Raw genomic sequence first — 17,998 nt, 5'->3', positions numbered from 1 at the left:
CCAATGAAATTGGTAACGAATTGTACCTATTTCTGCTGCCTGCTGTTCTTCTCAACACCCTTAACGGACTGCCAGATTTTGTCGAGCGCCTCGAGAGTTTCTGCATCGAACGACCGCCCTTCACGTTCCAGAACTTCTTCAATGGCGCGAAAGCGGGCTTCAAACTTGTGGTTGGTTCTCCGAATCGCCTGCTCCGGATTGACCTTCATGAAACGGGCCAGGTTCACGCACACAAACAGCAAGTCACCCAGTTCATCCTCAACGGCGTCCTGATCACCCTGCCCGGTTTCGGCGGCTTGCCAGGCTTCCTTTAACTCATCGATCTCTTCATGGAGTTTATCGAACACCTGGCCGACGTCTGGCCAGTCAAACCCATGGCGCGCCGCCCGCTTCTGTAACTTCTCAGCACGTACCATCGCGGGGAGGGCCCGGGCAATCCCGTCAAGCCGGCTTGGCGATGTCGGCAGCTGGGTATCCTCAGCCTGTTTCTGAGCCCGTTCTTCCGCTTTAATTCGCTCCCAGCTCTCTTTTATCCAGGCTTCGGTTGGCCGGCTATCCGGGTCAATCCGGCTTTCCAGTGTGCCATCCGGGAACACATGAGGATGACGACGCACGAGCTTGCGTACCAGATTATCGACAACCGCATCAAAGCTGAAACGGCCTTCTTCAGCGCCTATCTGTGAGTAAAAAATCACCTGAAACAGAAGATCTCCTAACTCATCTTCCAGATTGACATAATCCTCCCGCTCAATGGCGTCTGCCACTTCGTGGGCTTCTTCCAGAGTATGGGGCACAATACTTTTGAATGTCTGCTGCGCATCCCAGGGACAACCGGTCTCCGGATCTCTCAACCGGGCCATCAGAACTTTCAGGTCATCAATGGAGTACCTCATGAGCGCTTGCGCCTGACGTCGATCACATTTGACAGGTTACGAATCTGGGCCAGCAACCGAGCCAACTGTTCCAGACTATGGATTTCCACTGTCACCACCATGGTAGCGGTATTGTCATCGCGGTTCGTGACAGTATGAAGGGCGACAACATCGCTCTTTGAGGACGATAAAACCTGGGTAATGTCCCTCAGCAGGCCGGATCTGTCATATGCCTCAATCTCGATATCCACTGGATAGACTGATGCCTGCTGGCCACCCCAGCTCACTTCAATAATCCGGTTAGGCTCAAATTCCTGCAGGTTCAGAAAGGTAAGGCAATCCTGACGGTGCACAGTCACACCCCGCCCGACTGTAATGTAACCGCCGATAGCATCCCCTGGCAGCGGCTTGCAGCACTTGGCTACCTGAGTCTTCAGTTTACCCACACCCAGAATATGAATATCTGACTCGGTGTCGTAGGGTTTGCGCCGCTGAGAACTCAGCTTTAGATCAAGCTGTTCGGATTTTGGTTCCAGCATTTGCTGGGCGACATTGGCAACGTGCGTTGGGCGAAGATCACCGGCTCCTACAGCCGCAAACATATCTTCAGCACTGTGATAATTCACTTTTTCAGCCAGTTCGCCCAGATCCACGTCGTGCAACGAGAGACGTCTGAATTCATCTTCAATAATAGCGCGGCCATCTGTTATGTTGCGCTCGCGATTCTGCTCTTTGAACCAGTGAGTTACCTTCGCCCGCGCGCGTGAAGTCTGAATATAGCCAAGGCTCGGGTTCAGCCAGTCCCGGCTTGGCGCGGCATTGTTCTTTGAGGTAAGAACGAATACCTGCTCACCTGTTTTCAGGGGATATGTAAGAGGCACAATCCGGCCGTTCACTCTGGCACCACGGCAGGCATGGCCAATCTCGGTGTGAACACGGTACGCAAAATCAACCGGTGTGGCGCCCTGAGGAAGATCAACAACATGGCCTTCAGGCGTGAAAACGTATATCCGGTCCGAGACCACATCAGACTTCAGGTGATCCGACAGGTCAGACAGGTCTCCAAGCTCCTCCTGCCATTCCAGCACCTGCCGGAGCCAGTTGATCTTGGCATCATAACCCGCGGATTTATTTCCCTTATCAGTCCCCTTATATAACCAGTGCGCGCAAACGCCCAGTTCAGCATCCTCATGCATTGCATGGGTGCGAATCTGAACTTCCAGCACCTTGCCATCCGGCCCGATCACTGCTGTATGCAGAGACTGATAGCCATTTTCCTTGGGGCTTGCAACGTAATCATCAAATTCATTAGGTATGTGACGCCAGAGCGTGTGCACAATCCCGAGTGCGGCGTAACAATCACGCACTTCGGGGACAAGAATCCGAACTGCCCTTATGTCGTACACCTGGGAGAAATCAATGCCCTTTATGCGCATTTTTCTCCAGATGCTGTAAATATGCTTGGCACGACCTGAAAGAGAGGCATCGATACCCGAAGCCTTCAGCTCTGCCTGCAACGTATCAATGACACGGCGGATGTATCCGTCCCGGTCAAGACGTTTCTCATCCAGGAGCTTGGCGATTTTTTTGTAGGCCGTCTCATGCAGATAACGAAATGAGAGGTCCTCCAGTTCCCACTTTACATGTCCAATACCCAGACGGTGGGCCAGAGGCGCGTATATATCGAAAACTTCCCGGGCCACCCTCATGCGCTTTTCTTCCGGCGCATTCTTTACGCCACGAATGGCACAAGTGCGCTCCGCGAGCTTGATCAGTGCAACCCGGACATCATCAATCATGGTGACCAGCATTTTGCGGACATTATCCAGCTGGCCCTCGCTCTGCCCGAGCACATTCCCTTTAAGCGGGTGGTGTATGGCTGAAATGGCCGCCATCTGCTGCACGCCATTAATCAGGCCTGCAATCTCCTCGCCAAATTCCTTACGGATAACCTCAAGGGTAACCCGCTCCTCCCGCACCGGCCGGTAAAGGATGGCCGCAACGAGGCTGGCCTGGTCCAGGCGCAGCTCCGCAAGTACCTGAGCCATTTCAATGCCAGTACGAAAGCTACTGGAACCGGAGGCCCACAAGCGGTCTTCCCGGAAAGCCTGCAAATCGATTTCAGCGGCTTTTGCACAGGCCCTGCGAAACTCATCAAGATTGTCCAGGTGTGTCTGCGAGGCAATCTGCTGAACCCAGCCCTCGATATCGATCTGGCCATCGCCAGTCATTGCATAGTCTTCGCGAACTTTTACCATATCTGTTTTGTTATTCCTGGTGGTTCACACAACCATTCCCTGCTGCGCCCAACGACTTTCAGTGTGAGCCTCGCTCAAACAGTGCAATAGACTCAACGTGGGTCGTATGAGGGAACATATCCATCACCCCTGCACGCACAAGGCGGTACCCGTTTTGTGCCATAACCCCCGCATCCCTGGCCAGAGTGGCAGGATTACAGGACACATACACAATACGTTTCGCATTGAATGCGGTCAGATATTTGCAGATTTCCTCCGCACCCGAGCGAGGGGGATCAATAAGGATTTTATCAAAACCCTCTTTTGCCCAGCTCTGGCCGGTAAAATCACCATGCAGGTCTGCGCCATGAAAGGACACATTAGTGAGCCCGTTCAGCTCTGCATTTTCCCGCCCCCGGGCTACCATGGCATCATCGCCTTCCACACCAACAACCTGAGCGCCCCTGCGCGCCAGAGGCAGGGTAAAGTTACCCAGCCCGCAGAACAGATCCAGGACTCGCTCGCCCGGCTGCACATCAAGCCATTCAACCGCCCGGCTCACCATGGTTTTGTTGATGCCCGCATTGACCTGGGTAAAGTCCATGGGGTGGAACTTCATGGTCAGATCGAAAGCATCCAGCCTGTAATCAAGACGTTCTTCCCCCCTGCCCGCTGACTCAGGCCAGATCCGATGAACAGTATCCGGCCCTTTCGGCTGCAGATAGATATGCAAATCCTGAGCCTGACCAAATTCGACCAGTTTGTCCCGGTCGCTACTGCTCAGTTCGTCCATATTGCGAAAAACCATCGCTGCTGCATCATCTCCACAGGCGACTTCAACCTGGGGAATCCGGGCATAGGCATCCATGCTGTGCAGCAGGGTACGCAGCGGGCGTATACGCTCGCCAATACGTGGATCCAGCACAACACAGCGGTCGATATCGGTGAGAAAACTGTTACGCTTTTCACGAAAACCTACCAACACAGACTCCCGTGCCTTCACGTAGCGGACGCCCATACGGGCTTTTCTGCGGTAGCCAAGCGTACTTTCCGGCCGCATAGGTTCAATCCACTCTTCGGGCTCTATGCCACCAAAGTGGGCAAACTGCTCACGCAGTGTGTCTTCCTTGAACCCGATCTGTGCATCGCTACTCATGTGCTGAAGGCTGCAACCACCGCACAAGTCTGCAAACTCGCAAGGTGGTGTCTGCCGGTCAGGTGCAGCAACAAGCACCTCAAGTGTCCGCAGTTCATCAAATTTGCTGCGGGTAGATACGACTTTGGCCATCACCGTTTCGCCCGGCAAAGCGCCATCCACAAACAGAATTTTGCCATCCTGGCGGGCGATACCGCGGCCATCATGGCTAAGTTTTTCCACTTCACAGCGCACGGGTTCCGTAGGAAGCACCTTCCTGCGTCGTCTGCTCATAGTCTGTTCTCTTGGTATCGTCAGGTTCAGGCGCTGGGGAATACGCCGGTCGATAAATAACGGTCGCCCCGGTCGCAAATAATGGCCACGATAATCGCGTTTTCAACCTGTTTTGACAGTTGAAGCGCCGCGGCAATGGCTCCACCGGATGAGACGCCACAAAAGATGCCTTCCTGTTCTGCCAGCGCGCGCATGGTGTCCTCAGCTTCCTGCTGGCCGATATCAAGCACCTGATCCACCCGGGTCGCATCGAAGATGCTGGGCAGATACTCTTCAGGCCAGCGACGGATACCAGGTATCGATGCACCTTCTTTGGGCTGCAGACCTATAATCTGGATATCGGGGTTACGCTCCTTGAGATACCTGGAAACCCCCATAATGGTGCCCGTGGTACCCATGGAACTGACAAAATGGGTTACCCGGCCTTCAGTCTGCTCCCAGATTTCAGGCCCGGTAGTTCTGTAGTGGGACAGAGGATTATCCTGGTTGCTGAACTGATCAAGCACCTTGCCCTTGCCTTCAGCCTGCATCTTCAGCGCCATATCCCGCGCCACCTCCATGCCTTCTTCGCTACTGACCGTAATGATTTCGGCACCATAGGCCCTCATGGATGCCCGGCGCTCCTCGCTCATGTTAGCAGGCATGATAAGTACCATGCGGTAACCCTTGATCGCTGCAGCCATCGCCAGAGCAATACCTGTATTGCCACTGGTTGCCTCTATCAGAGTATCGCCTGGCTGAATATCACCACGGCGCTCGGCTTCCTGAATCATCCCCATAGCAGGACGATCTTTTACCGAACCTGCGGGATTATTACCCTCAAGCTTTGCCATAATTACGTTGCTGGTATCGCCCGGAAGACGTTGCAATCGAACCAGAGGCGTATGCCCTACATAATCTTCAATCGTGGGAAAATGCATATGAAAACCCTGTGATACACTTTTGGGTTGGCATGATACGCGTTATGACGCCAATCGCCCAATACGGCTTGCGGCTATATCCATGACTGAAGGCTATATAAATGGCGTAAGAATATGCTTCAACGGCAAAATGTTCAGAGTATTTGTGGCTAACGGGGAGATACTAAAGGAAAGAAAGTGGGGCGCCGGCCTATGCACGACGCCCATAACAGGTCAAAACGGGAATTCACGCTTACCGGTTTGAATCGTCACCCATTTTACTTCCGTCATTTCCTCCATTGAAGCACGCCCGCCTTCACGCCCAAAACCACTGTCTCCGGTCCCACCAAAGGTAATGTGCGGCTCGTCGGAGATCGTCGTATCGTTGATGTGAATCATACCCGCATCCGATAGCTCAGAGAACATCATAGCTTTCTGCAAATCATTGGTGACAATGGCAGAGGACAGGCCATAATGGGTATCGTTGGCGAGTTCCACAGCATGGTCGAAATCGCGGGCGCAGTATATCGACGTCACTGGGCCAAATGACTCCTCGCCGTAGATACGCATCTGCGGTGTTACATCAGTCAGTACTGTAGGCTGGAAGTAGCTACCTTCATATGTCCCGCCGCATAATAGCTTGGCTCCCATGTCGACCGCTTCACTGATCTGCCCCGCAATAAAAGCGCATTGTTCCGGCCGAATCAACGGGCCAACCACGGTATCAGCATTGCGCGGATCACCGACCAAGACTGCCTTGGCCTTTTCTACGAAGGCCTCACAAAAACTCTCATACATACCCTCTTCGACGATAATCCTCGAATTAGACATGCATACCTGGCCTTGGTGGTAGAAGATACCGAAGGCAGCTGCATCGACTGCGTATGCAAGGTCAGCATCGTCCAGCACCACTAGCGGGCTCTTACCACCCAACTCGAGGGTAACTTTCTTCATGTACTTGCCGCACTCGGCGGCCAAAAGCTTACCGACTCGTTCGGAACCTGTAAATGTAATCATGCGTACCCTCGGATCCGCAACCAGCCGCTTGCCTACGTTGTCAGCCGAACCGGGAACAACATTGAACACGCCCTTGGGCAGTCCGGCTGCTTCAAATATCTCAGCCAGTATCAAACCGGTCAGAGGTGCGTACTCAGAGGGCTTGAGAATAAAGGTGTTGCCCGAAGCCAACGCAAAAGCAACCTTCTTCATAGACAACAACAACGGCGAATTGAAGGGCGCAATGCCCGCGATGACTCCCAACGGCTGACGCACGGTCATACCCATCTGGCCCGGAGCGCAGGCAGGGAAAGTTTCTCCCTGAGCTTGACGTGTCCAGGCCGCGGCCGAGCGCAAGCAGTCAACCGCATAACCGACCTCCCAAGGGGCCTTGAGCAAGGTTGAACCAGTTTCTTCAATGATAATATCGCGGATTTCATCTGCACGTTCAGCAATGATATCCGCAGCTTTGAGTAGTATCGCTTCACGCTCGCCGACCAGCACTTTACGCCAAGCCAGGCGTGCTGAATGAGCAGCGGCGATAGCCTCATCCACATCCTGCGCACTGGCTTGAGCGACAACAGCACAGACTTCACCTGTCGCTGGGTTGAAGTTATTGTCGACTTCACCCTCACTACCTTCACGCCATTCACCATTGATATAGAACGGGCGGATGGCAGCGTGGGCTCGAGGAACGGCTGCGACATTGGGCATAGCGGTATTTCTCCTAATTCAGTGGACTGACATTCACCTGCCGATCGCAAGCACGAAACGTGCCAGCAATATGTGACTCGCTTTTTCAACAACCCGGCCACTTATTGCCCATATGTGAAGCATAACCCCCATTTTATGCGCAGTAACTGGGCGCAGGGAGCACTCAGGAGCCCGCTAGCTTCACACAAGATCCTATTTGCCAACCCTTAAGAGCGCTCGACCCTGGCGCACAGCCAAACTTCTGGCATGTACTTTGCTTGTCGAGACCCCCGATCCGGCATGCGCCTTGGCGTGCCAACCAGTTTTCGCAAGCAGGAGAGATCATGACGATGCAGAGTGGACCCGTGTATGACTTTATAGTCTGTGGAAGCGGAGCATCTGGCGGCGTTGTGGCCAGCCAACTAGCAGAGAACCCGGATGTTCAGGTGCTGCTAATTGAAGCGGGCGGCGACGAACGCGTAACCCAAGTCAACGATTCCCGAGTCTGGATGCAGAACATCGGTAGCGAACGTGACTGGCAGTTTAGTTCCGAACCTTGCGCGGCCCTGAATGGTCGCACGCCGCCCTTGCCGATGGGCAAAGTTCTGGGTGGTGGTAGCAGCGTAAATGGCTTGATCTGGGCGCGCGGGCACCGCAATGATTTTGAGAGCTGGGCCAAAGCCGCAGATGATCCGGACTGGAGCTATGAGTCGGTTCTGAATGTTTATAAGCGCATCGAAAACTGGGACGGCCCAAGCGACCATGCCAGGCGTGGTATTGATGGACCTTTCTACCTGACGCATCCGAAAAATCCCAATCCAGTGGCGCTGGCATTACGTGATGCTGCCGCCGAGCTGGGCATCAGCGCAGCGGAGGATCTAAACGGCGAAGCCATGGAAGGATCAGGAGCCTGTGGGATTCCGAATGTACCAGTTAAGGGTGATAGCGAACGGGTATCCGTGGCCACCGCCTACATTCGACCGAGGATGGCACAGCCAAACCTGACCGTGATACTCAATACTTGCGTCGAGCAGGTTATCCTGCAAGGGAACAAAGCAACGGGGGTCCGCATACGCCAAAATGGACAGGCGACAGAGGTTACCGCCCGGCATGAAATCATTTTATCACTGGGGGCCATCAATACACCTAAAGTCTTGATGCTATCAGGCATTGGTGATGCCGAACTTCTCTCAACCCTGAACATTGACCTAGTGCAGCATCTACCTGGTGTCGGGCGCAATTTTCAGGACCATATTCTGGTTGCCGGGTGCTGCTGGGAGTACCCTAAACCTCAGGCGCCACGTAACAATTCTGCGGAGTTCACCTTCTTCGCCAAAAGTGATCCGACGCTGCTGACCCCGGATCTGCAGCCGGTTTTAGAAGAGTGCGCTTTCGGTAGCGAAATCACCAGACCACAATTCCAGTTGCCAGTTGACCCCAGCCTCGCCTGGACGCTGGCGCCAGGACTGGTGCGCCCGCATAGCCGCGGCCAAGTGTTTTTGACCGGCAACCGGTTCAAGGACCCTGTCAGGGTAGAGGCCAATTTCCTTAGTGACGAGCGCGATGTAAAAGCACTACTCAAAGGCATTGCATTGTGTCGAGAGATTGGCAACTCGGCACCATTACGCCCCTTCGTAAAACGTGAACTAATGCCTGGACAGCTAACGGATGCCGACATGCTCAACTTCCTGCGCAATTCAGCGGGCACCTACTTCCATCAAACTTGTACGGCAAAGATGGGCACAGATAAGCTATCTGTGGTCGACGGCCGTTTACGTGTTTACGGAATAGAAGGCCTGCGGATTGCCGATGGCTCCATCATGCCTGAAATCACCACCGGTAACACCATGGCCCCCTGCGTCATGATCGGCCAGCGAGCAGCAGACATACTCAAGCGCGACAACGGCCTCAACTGACCTTACCACCTTGCCCGATCGGCGACCGCAGGTCGGGCTCCCCCTTTTTTCTCTGACTCTCTGTCTTACCCACTCAATGCGTTTGCCCGCAACCAGGATATTTACTGTCCACCCCTCATCAACTTTGTTCAGAGCTTAACAGCCCCTCTTCGGTGCGCCCCGAGATACATCTGCATTCATTTGGCACAAATATAGACAGTGTACTGACTATTTCCGCCAGAGCATCAGAGGGAATCCACCACTATCTTTTTGAAAAATATAAATAAATGAAAAATGGCAGCATTCTTGCTGTAACACCCGCAAATCTTTTCGAGGCATTCCTTTCCCGTGATAGCTCTAGAGGCCGGTCAATGAAAGAAGTCAGGCTAGAGAATGTAACCAAGTCCTATGATGGAATAAATTTAGCAATTCCAGGTATCAGCCTGGTGTGTCCTCGCGGGGAGATGCTGGCGTTACTAGGCCCATCCGGGTGCGGCAAATCCACTACGCTGAAGATGATCGCTGGTATCGAAGCTATCAGCGATGGAGCCATCTTTTTTGATGACATGGATGTATCCGACATGGATACCGCGAGCCGGAATGTAGCCATGGTGTTCGAAGACTATGCGCTATATCCACATCTCTCCGTGTTCGACAATATTGCTTTCCCGCTGTCCGTTCGCGGCATGCCCAGAACTGATATCGGCGAACGTGTCGAACGGGTACTGAAACTGCTGGGCCTGCGTGACATTAGCAGTGAAAAGGTTCAGCAACTCAGTGGTGGTGCGCAGCAGCGAGTATCTATTGGCCGAGCCCTGGTGCGCGAACCAGACCTGATCATGTTCGATGAGCCATTGAGTCATCTCGACAGCGACCAGAAGGTGCAACTGCGCACCGAAATCAAACGCCTGCAGCAGACCTCCAAGCTAACTTCAGTATTAGTCACCCATGACCAGAACGAAGCGATTTCCATGGCCGACCGAATCGCGGTAATGGACAAGGGCGTACTACAACAGGTCGACACACCCAGCGCCATCTACAACTGCCCAGCGAATATCTTTGTTGCCAGCTTCATCGGCGAACCGCCGATGAATCTGCTTGATGCGTTCTGCAGCAATGTAAGTGCTGAGCCACGGACTCATTTCGGTACCCATTGTGATGTTGCAACAGGCGAGCAGGTATGGCCGCAACTGGCCCGGCGTGCAGAAGGCGCTGCGATTGTTGTGGGTATTCGTCCCGAACACGTAACGGTCAATCCTCTACAGGCGACACTGGTGCTGTCCGGCCAGGTACATGCTCACGAGCCTGGCGGAGACTCTGATGTGCTAACCGTCGACACACCTATTGGTCGCATCGTCGTAGAGGCGCCTGCACCGATTTTGCTAGTCGAAGGGGATACGGTGCAACTGGGCCTGGAGCCCGAGTATTTTCATTATTTTTGCAAAGAAACGGGCGGCAATCTGCTGCTGGAGACATTATGAAAGCAAGCAGCGTCCAAAAGACATCGGTTCAACCAGGTAAAGGGCTCCGACTGGAAGGTGTAAGCAAGTGTTTTGACGAAGTTCAGGCCCTGTCAGATGTGTCATTTAGTGCCGAACCGGGTGAGATCATCGCGATATGTGGACCTTCCGGCGCAGGAAAGTCGACACTGGGGCGACTGATCAGTGGTCTGGACATACCGGATAGCGGCAGTGTTCAGTTGGGCGGAGCCCTACTTTCGGAACTGCCTCCGCAACAGCGGCGGGTTGCGCACATGTTCGAGTCGTTAGCTTTATATCCGACACTGGATGTATTCAGCAATGTGGCATCACCGCTACGCGCACCGTCTCATCGCGGGATGTTCAATCGTGCGCAGATCTCGGACCAGGTTGAATCCATTTTGCACATGATGGATATCGCCCACCTGTCCAAACGTCGTCCTTCGGAGTTATCTGGTGGTCAGAAACAGCGCGTCGCACTATGCCGGACGCTGGTACAGAGCCCCACCCTGTTCATTCTCGATGAGCCTATAGGGCACTTGGACGCCAAGTTGCGTCACCGGCTACGAGGTGAAATCAGCCGCAGGCAGCGTAGGCTGAACCAGGTCACTTTGTGGTTAACTCCAGACACGCTGGAAGGCATGGCAGTTGCGGACCGCGTGATCATGTTGATCGACGGTAAAATTCAACAGGTAGGCACCTCGCGCGAAGTGTATGCCGCCCCAGCCAATACAACTATTGCACGCCTGCTTGGCGATCCGGCAATGAATCTGATTGACGTCTGGCTCAAAAAAGAAAGTGATGGCCTGAAAGTGCTATGCAACGGAGAGCGAATGCAGGTCAGCGAACCTTTCCTGTCGCGACTCAAAGCTACAGGCCAACTGCACGTTACGCTTGGGTTTCCACCTTTACATACCGGTCTGAATGAAACCTCTGCAGCAGCCAAACTACGCGGAGAAATTTACACCATTGAGCCCTTTGGCAAGTACACCTTGGTGACGGCTGAAGTCAACGGCGTGTATGTGAAGGCCAAGATGCCATCCGGATTTCAAAGCAGCGTGGGCAGTCATGTGCAGATTGGGATACCGGTCGACCATGTGCTGCTATTCGACCAAAAGAGCGGTGAGCTGTTGAATGGCACATTCCCACAATCGCATAACAACGAAGTATTCGAGCCCAATACCATTCATAGTGAGGCATCAATGTAATGACTACACACAAAACCAGAAGTAAATCGACGTTGGCAGGGCTGGTCGCAACCGCGGCTGCCCTTTGCTATGGCACCCCCCTTCAAGCACAGGAGTGGACCTATACAGAGGCCGCAAAGCCATACGTGGGCACTACTATCCGAGTGCTTGATGAGATCACGCCTCTACAGGAAACGATGCGCAAGCTGGTACCGGAATTCACGGAAATGACCGGCATCGAGGTTGAGTATGAACTGCTCAGCCACGGCGACGTTATCAACCGTGGTCAGGCAGACCTGTTCTCCGGTCGCGGTTACTACGACGCAGTTATGCTGCATGGTCTCCAGATGGGCCCCCTGTTGTCCGCGGAGGTACTGCAACCAATTGACGATATGCTCCACAACACCGCGCTTAGCAACCCGAACCTGGGCCTGGACGATCTAATTGAACCGGCCAACGATTCGCTCGTCAATTACGCGGGTTCGCAGTATGGCTTTCTGACTTGGAACTATAACCAGATTTATTGGGCTCGCGCAGACCTAATCAACAATGCCGATGAGCAGGCCGCCTTCGAAGCCCGCTACGGCTACCCCCTGGCACCTGCCGAAACCATGCAGCAGATGCGCGACATTGCAGAGTTCTTTACTCGTAAATCAGGTGAAACTTTGGCAGGAGAAACGCTGGAGAACGACTTCTACGGTATCGTACTTGAAGGCATTCCAGGTGGCACGACTTTCACAACCGTGTGGGAAGTGTTCATGAACAACTGGGGTGGTGGTGTATTTGATGCCGCAGGCAAGCCGAATCTCGACTCCCCTGAAAACATTGCAGCTCTGCAGTTCTGGGCTGATCTTTGGAAGTTTGCGCCCCCAGGCCAAGCGGAATACTCTCTGATCGATGTGCCAACGGTAATGGGTAACGGTATCGCAGCTCAGTCCATTGCTTTCAGCGATTTTGTATTGGGTGTGGACCGTCCCGGTGGCGGCAGCTACGCCGGCAAGTTTGTTTATCGCGGCATCCCCGTCAATTCCAACTCACCAGAGTCTCGCAGCGCAGGCGGCGAACCATCGTTAATGGCACTCAGCAAACACAGCAAGAATCAGGAAGCCACATATCTATTCATGCAGTGGATGGTCGATAAGGATACGCAGGCCAAGTTAATGGAGATGGGAGGTGGTGGTGTGCCAATTCGTCGCTCATCATTTGACCTGGAGGCGATGCAGGAAGCCGGGCGGCAATCACTATACAAGGCAATGATCCAATCATTGAAGTATGTACAGGCCAAACCCAAGACTCCCGGGTTTTACGAAATCGATAACGCCATGTCACCACTGGTCCAGCAGGTCGGTATTGGCAGCATGACGGCCGAAGAGGCACTCAAGGAAGGACAGCGCAAAGTCTTGTCCATCTGCAACGACTGTCTACTGACCGACTAACGAGACCATCATGAAACCATTGGAAAACCGATGGTACCCATACGCACTACTGGCACCGGCTTTTTTGGTGCTGGTAGTGGTTAGCCTGGTACCGTTCCTGTTCGCCATGTTCCTGAGCTTCCACCAGATCAACTTCGGGCGTATCGGTGATTTTGCCGGCTGGGCGAACTATAGCAAGTTGATGCAGGATGAGCGTACCTGGAACAGCCTTTGGGTTGCTGCCAAGTTCATTCTGATCGCCTTCCCCCTACAGTTTATTCTGGGACTAGGCGGAGCGTTACTGCTTAACAAGCGAGTCTGGGGGCGCAGCGTCATACTCCCTTTACTATTCATCCCTACGATGATGGCTCCGATCGTTGTCGGCCTTCTGTGGAAAGTGATGTTCGCCGGCTCCTGGGGTTTGCTGTCTTACAATATCGTTGAGCGCTTTGGTTTTCTGCAAGGTAGCTCGGTATTTTCTTCACCAGACTATGCTCTGATCGCATTGGCACTGGTAGACGTCTGGCAATGGACGCCCTTCATGATGCTGGCCTTCTTCGCTGGCCTGCAGGCGCTGCCTGTCAGCCCTTATCGGGCCGCAGCTGTAGATGGCGCAACACCTTTGCAGATGTTCATCCGCCTGACACTGCCATTAATGGCACCTCTGATGGTGGTGATCGGCATGCTGCGCTTCATCGATGCCTTCAAGGTTTTCGATACCATCTACACCCTGACAGCGGGCGGGCCTGGCACCTCTACCGAAGTGCCAAGTCTGCTTGCCTATCGCATGAGCTTCGAGCAATGGCGTATTGGCGAGTCTGCGGCCTTTGCCGTGCTGGTGTGGATTGGATTTTTTATACTTTGTTCACTGTTCTACCACGTTGCCAAGAAAAAACTGAACGCCTTCTAGGAGCTGTCCAAATGAATCAACCTGCTATGTCCTCACCGGCAGCTACTCAGGGGCCGATCAAGCGCATTTCCAGACAGGAACGCGTCTCGGTGGTCTGGACTCTGGTACTGGTCGCGATCGCTTTCATCGTGCTATTTCCGGTACTCTGGGTTGGTAGTTTCATGTTTCGTCCGGATTCCGCAATGTTTGCTCGCCCGACTGAGTGGCTGTTCGAACCAACGTTGGTGCATTTTCGATATGTCATTGAAAATGGCTTCATCGGCTACCTCGGGACTTCCTTCGCGCTGGCATCCATCAGTACCTTCCTGGTCGTACTACTGGGCACGCCGGCGGCCTATGCATTTGCCCGCTTCAAACTGCGTTTTCGCGATGACCTGTTTCTGTTCGTACTGGCAACGCGCATGGCGCCCCCGATCTGCATGGTGATTCCGTTCTACATGATCTTTTCCAGCATTGGTCTGATCGATACCTATTTCGGGCTGACGTTGGCGTACCTTACTTTCAATCTATCATTCTACATTTGGGTCATGAGCAGTTTCTGTAGAGACTTGCCAGTGGCACTGGAGGAAGTGGCTATTCTCGAAGGGCATAGCCGCTTTGCAGTATTCCTTCGCGTGGTATTACCGTTGTTGCGCTCAGCCATCGTGGCAACGGGCATGCTGTGCTTCATCTTCGCCTGGAATGAATTCATGTTCGCCTTCATGCTCGGTGGTCAGCAGGTCAAAACCCTGCCTGTGGCGGTGCCCGAACTAATCACTACCCAGGGCGTGCGCTGGGGCCCCATGGCTATTGTTGGCACACTGTCGTTGGTGCCGGTCATGATTGCAGTATTCCTGCTGCAGAAACACATCGTGCGCGGCCTGACCATGGGCGCCGTTAAGGGATAACTCCTTTCCCCAAGTTAATGGGCGTATATACCGGGGCCCTGTAAGATACAGTGCAGGGTTCGCCCGGTAGACCTTAACGTTCTCACCTCTCAATTTCGCCTGATTTCTCAGCAATCGACGCTGAGATCAAAGTCATCTGCTGCCAAATGATCTATCATCACAAGGATGTAATCCGCAACAACATGCGGTGTTAGGATATTTTTTTAGGAATCTGATATGCGGCGCTGGGGCATTCGCAAAAAAGTGCTGGTGGTAACGCTGGTACCAACTCTGCTCACCACCCTGATCCTGGGGCTGTTTTTTACCTATAGCTGGGTTGCCAATATTGAAAGTCTGCTGCGGGACCGCGGGGAATCTTTGTCTCGCCAGCTTGCTACCGGCTCGGAATATGGTCTTTTCACCGCAAACCGTAGCCTGTTGAGCAGTCTTTCCAACGCCTTGCTCGAAGAACAGGATGTGCGCTCAATTACCTTCTTCGATGCTGACCGCCGCCGCTTGCTGCACACAGGCCCCAGAAGCTCCGACAATCTTGATAGCAAAGAACTGGCCGGCGAACAGGCAAGCACCATAGCCCGTACAACCAGCACCCGCTTTGTCACGCCGGTTTTCCTTCAAGACCTGATGATCCAGTCCATGCTCGACCCGGACGCCCGACAGTCTGCGTCTCAGCAACGAGAACCTTTGGGGTGGGTGGCTGTGGAGATGTCTCACACGCGCACAGAAAAAGAGACATACAAGGCGTTGCTGATTTCTCTTTTACTGGTCCTTGGCGGAGTCGTTTTCAGCCTCCTGATAGCGCTTCGTCTGAGCCGCGCCTTTACCGGCCCTGTATTCGAACTGAACGAAGCCGTGGCAAGACTCAAGGAAGGGAAGCTCTACACCCGGGTTCACACCGGCGCCGGCCCTGAATTCGAGCAGCTGGAGTCTGGTCTGAACGCGATGGCGGAAGAGCTGAGCAAGGCTCAGGCAGAAATGCAGCAGAACATTGACCAGGCAACAGAAGACCTGCGCGAAACCCTGGAGACCATTGAAATCCAGAATATCGAGCTGGATTTTGCGCGTAAGGAGGCACTGGAGGCCAGTCGCATAAAATCCGAGTTTCTGGCCAACATGTCTCATGAAATCCGGACCCCGCTCAACGGCATTATCGGTTTCACAGAGTTGTTGCTGAAAAGCCCCTTGCCCCGCCAGCAAAGAGATCACCTGAGCACAATACGCAAGTCATCAGAAATCCTTCTGACCATTATTAACGACATCCTCGATTTCTCGAAGATTGAGGCCGGAAAACTGATCCTTGATCGCGTGCCTTTCCAGCTCAGAGACATTGTCGAAGAAGTGATGGTAATGCTGGCTCCAGCGGCTCACAGCAAAAACCTGGATCTCGTCCCCATAGTATATGACGATGTGCCTGACAACGTTATGGGTGACCCTCTGCGGGTCAAACAGGTAATTACCAATCTGGTAAACAACGCTATCAAATTTACCCAGACCGGAGAGGTAGTGCTGCGCGCAAGCCTTGAGGATGAGGACCCGGAGAGCAATCGGGTAACATTGCGTTTGAGCATTACAGATTCCGGTGTGGGCCTGTCCCGGGCGCAACAACAGTCACTGTTCAACGCATTCAGCCAGGCAGACGCCTCAACAGCCAGACAATATGGCGGCACTGGGCTCGGGCTCGCCATTTCCAAGCGCCTGGTTGAAGAAATGGGTGGAAACATTGGCCTGCAGAGCGAGCTTGGGAAGGGCTCTACCTTCTGGTTTACCCTGACAACGGAACTGTCTTCCGGAGGCGAAGCGATTGCACCCAGGGACTCTCTGCGAGGTGAGCGGGTTATCTACCTGGAACACCAGAAAACCTGCGGCCTTGCCGTTGAACATCTCCTGCGAAACTGGGGCCTGACAGTGGATCGCGTTGAGTCTCCTGGCGCCATGCAGGAAAAGGTTGCAGAAGCCCAGAAGAATCAGTCGGGATATGCGGCAGCCATTATCGGAATCACCCGGCATCTTCTCAACTCTAACCAGTACCGTGGACTGGTGCGGACCCTGGAAATTGAACGCGACTGTCGCACTCTGCTGCTGACCCCTACCCTTGAAACCCACGACACATCGCTATCGGGACTGGCCAGCGGCCACCTGACCAAACCCGTATGTCGAGAGGCGCTTTACGACGAACTGCTTCTTCTGGTGCATGGCATCAGTACATTTGGACAGGGCATTTCGCGCCAGGAACACGCCACCCTCCTGCCAGCTCCCGCCAATATACCCAAAGTGCTGGCTGTCGATGACAACGACGCTAACCTGAAGCTTGTCATGACCCTGCTACAGGATCACAAGATAGATGTAGAAGGCGCATCATCCGGCTTCGAGGCCTTGAGCAAAGCCCGGAAAAAATCTTTTGATCTGGTCTTCATGGACCTTCAGATGCCGGGCATGGATGGTGTGGAAACAACCTCCCGGCTTCGTGAGTTAGACAACAGCAACCATAGAACAACGATCATTGCCCTTACGGCACATGCACTGGCCGACGAACAGGAGCGACTGACAAGACAGGGGTTCGATGGTTATCTCCCCAAGCCTATCAGCAGCGGGCAGCTGGCAGAAAGCATACGGGAATTTACAGGTTATCAATGCCAAACCAGCAATCAGGCTCAACTGTTTCCTGTCCAGGAGGTGCGGGACACAAGACGGACCCTGAGACCCTCCATGCGGAAAATGCAGCAGGACTGTGTAAGCGTGCCTGAAAGCATCCAGCTTGCAGCAGGCAAGATAGATCTGGCAGAAGAGCTATTCAGCATGCTGCTGGAGCAACTGCATGCTGACCTCGACAGAGTTGAACGCTTCTGGGGGGAACAGAACCTGGAAGGTTTGCTGGAGTGCGTGCACAAACTACACGGCGCAACCCGTTACTGCGGAGTCCCGGAGCTACGCTCTGCTGCAAACCGTCTGGAATCGGCTCTCAAACGCTCAGCGCCTGATCTGGAGCTACAAAAAAACCAGTTAATTTCTGCCATAGAGCGATTGCAGATCTGGAGCGAGCAGACCGACTGGCAGCAGATGTTCCGGGAGCACCAACAAGAAGCCAAAACCAGTTGAAGATACC

The 17,998-nt window shown here is 53.7% G+C and carries 12 protein-coding genes; 7 read left to right on the top strand and 5 right to left on the bottom strand.

What is annotated here, in order from left to right; genetic code table 11:
• Nucleotides 1-26: 26 nt before the first annotated feature.
• The 5 genes from mazG to DS878_RS04525 all read right to left on the bottom strand — a co-directional run bounded on the left by mazG (nucleotide 27) and on the right by DS878_RS04525 (nucleotide 7,147).
• Nucleotides 27-893, bottom strand: coding sequence for a nucleoside triphosphate pyrophosphohydrolase (mazG, locus tag DS878_RS04545; protein ID WP_113814795.1), 867 nt, complete (start codon nucleotides 891-893; stop codon nucleotides 27-29).
• Complete coding sequence (relA, locus tag DS878_RS04540) at nucleotides 890-3,130, bottom strand: GTP diphosphokinase (RefSeq protein ID WP_113814794.1); 2,241 nt, start codon at nucleotides 3,128-3,130, stop codon at nucleotides 890-892. Before relA ends, mazG begins: the two co-directional genes overlap by 4 nt.
• A gap of 58 nt (nucleotides 3,131-3,188) precedes the next feature.
• Nucleotides 3,189-4,538 (bottom strand): 23S rRNA (uracil(1939)-C(5))-methyltransferase RlmD, encoded by a 1,350-nt coding sequence (gene rlmD / locus DS878_RS04535; RefSeq protein ID WP_113814793.1) that lies wholly within the window; start codon nucleotides 4,536-4,538, stop codon nucleotides 3,189-3,191.
• Between the two features lie 26 nt (nucleotides 4,539-4,564).
• A complete protein-coding gene (gene cysM, locus DS878_RS04530) occupies nucleotides 4,565-5,458 on the bottom strand; it encodes a cysteine synthase CysM (protein ID WP_113814792.1) in 894 nt (297 codons plus the stop codon).
• 213 nt (nucleotides 5,459-5,671) lie between these two features.
• Nucleotides 5,672-7,147, bottom strand: a complete 1,476-nt coding sequence (locus DS878_RS04525) for an aldehyde dehydrogenase family protein (RefSeq protein ID WP_187298736.1) — start codon at nucleotides 7,145-7,147, stop codon at nucleotides 5,672-5,674.
• A 323-nt stretch (nucleotides 7,148-7,470) separates the two neighbouring features.
• Here DS878_RS04525 and DS878_RS04520 point away from each other — a divergent pair, with 323 nt between their 5' ends.
• From DS878_RS04520 to DS878_RS04490, 7 genes are all read left to right on the top strand, one after another.
• Nucleotides 7,471-9,042 (top strand): GMC family oxidoreductase, encoded by a 1,572-nt coding sequence (locus tag DS878_RS04520; protein ID WP_113814791.1) that lies wholly within the window; start codon nucleotides 7,471-7,473, stop codon nucleotides 9,040-9,042.
• 266 nt (nucleotides 9,043-9,308) lie between these two features.
• Nucleotides 9,309-10,502, top strand: coding sequence for an ABC transporter ATP-binding protein (locus DS878_RS04515; protein WP_113814790.1), 1,194 nt, complete (start codon nucleotides 9,309-9,311; stop codon nucleotides 10,500-10,502).
• Nucleotides 10,499-11,707, top strand: a complete 1,209-nt coding sequence (locus DS878_RS04510) for an ABC transporter ATP-binding protein (protein WP_113814789.1) — start codon at nucleotides 10,499-10,501, stop codon at nucleotides 11,705-11,707. Before DS878_RS04515 ends, DS878_RS04510 begins: the two co-directional genes overlap by 4 nt.
• The gene (locus DS878_RS04505) at nucleotides 11,707-13,122 is read left to right on the top strand and encodes an extracellular solute-binding protein (protein WP_113814788.1); all 1,416 of its coding nucleotides are present in this window, start codon (nucleotides 11,707-11,709) and stop codon (nucleotides 13,120-13,122) included. Before DS878_RS04510 ends, DS878_RS04505 begins: the two co-directional genes overlap by 1 nt.
• Nucleotides 13,123-13,132: 10 nt before the next feature.
• Nucleotides 13,133-14,011: a carbohydrate ABC transporter permease gene (locus DS878_RS04500; RefSeq protein WP_113814787.1), complete on the top strand. Its 879-nt coding sequence runs from the start codon at nucleotides 13,133-13,135 to the stop codon at nucleotides 14,009-14,011.
• Between the two features lie 11 nt (nucleotides 14,012-14,022).
• Entirely contained in the window at nucleotides 14,023-14,898 is an 876-nt protein-coding gene (locus DS878_RS04495; protein WP_222837437.1) for a carbohydrate ABC transporter permease, read from the top strand.
• Nucleotides 14,899-15,114: 216 nt separating this feature from the next.
• The gene (locus tag DS878_RS04490) at nucleotides 15,115-17,991 is read left to right on the top strand and encodes an ATP-binding protein (protein WP_113814786.1); all 2,877 of its coding nucleotides are present in this window, start codon (nucleotides 15,115-15,117) and stop codon (nucleotides 17,989-17,991) included.
• The last annotated feature ends 7 nt before the right edge of the window (nucleotides 17,992-17,998 follow it).

The sequence above is a fragment of the Marinobacter sp. F3R11 genome (assembly GCF_003318275.1).
Taxonomy (GTDB): Bacteria; Pseudomonadota; Gammaproteobacteria; order Pseudomonadales; family Oleiphilaceae; genus Marinobacter.
The sequence above is the reverse complement of the archived record's forward strand: the minus strand, read 5'-3'. Positions and strand labels throughout refer to the sequence as shown.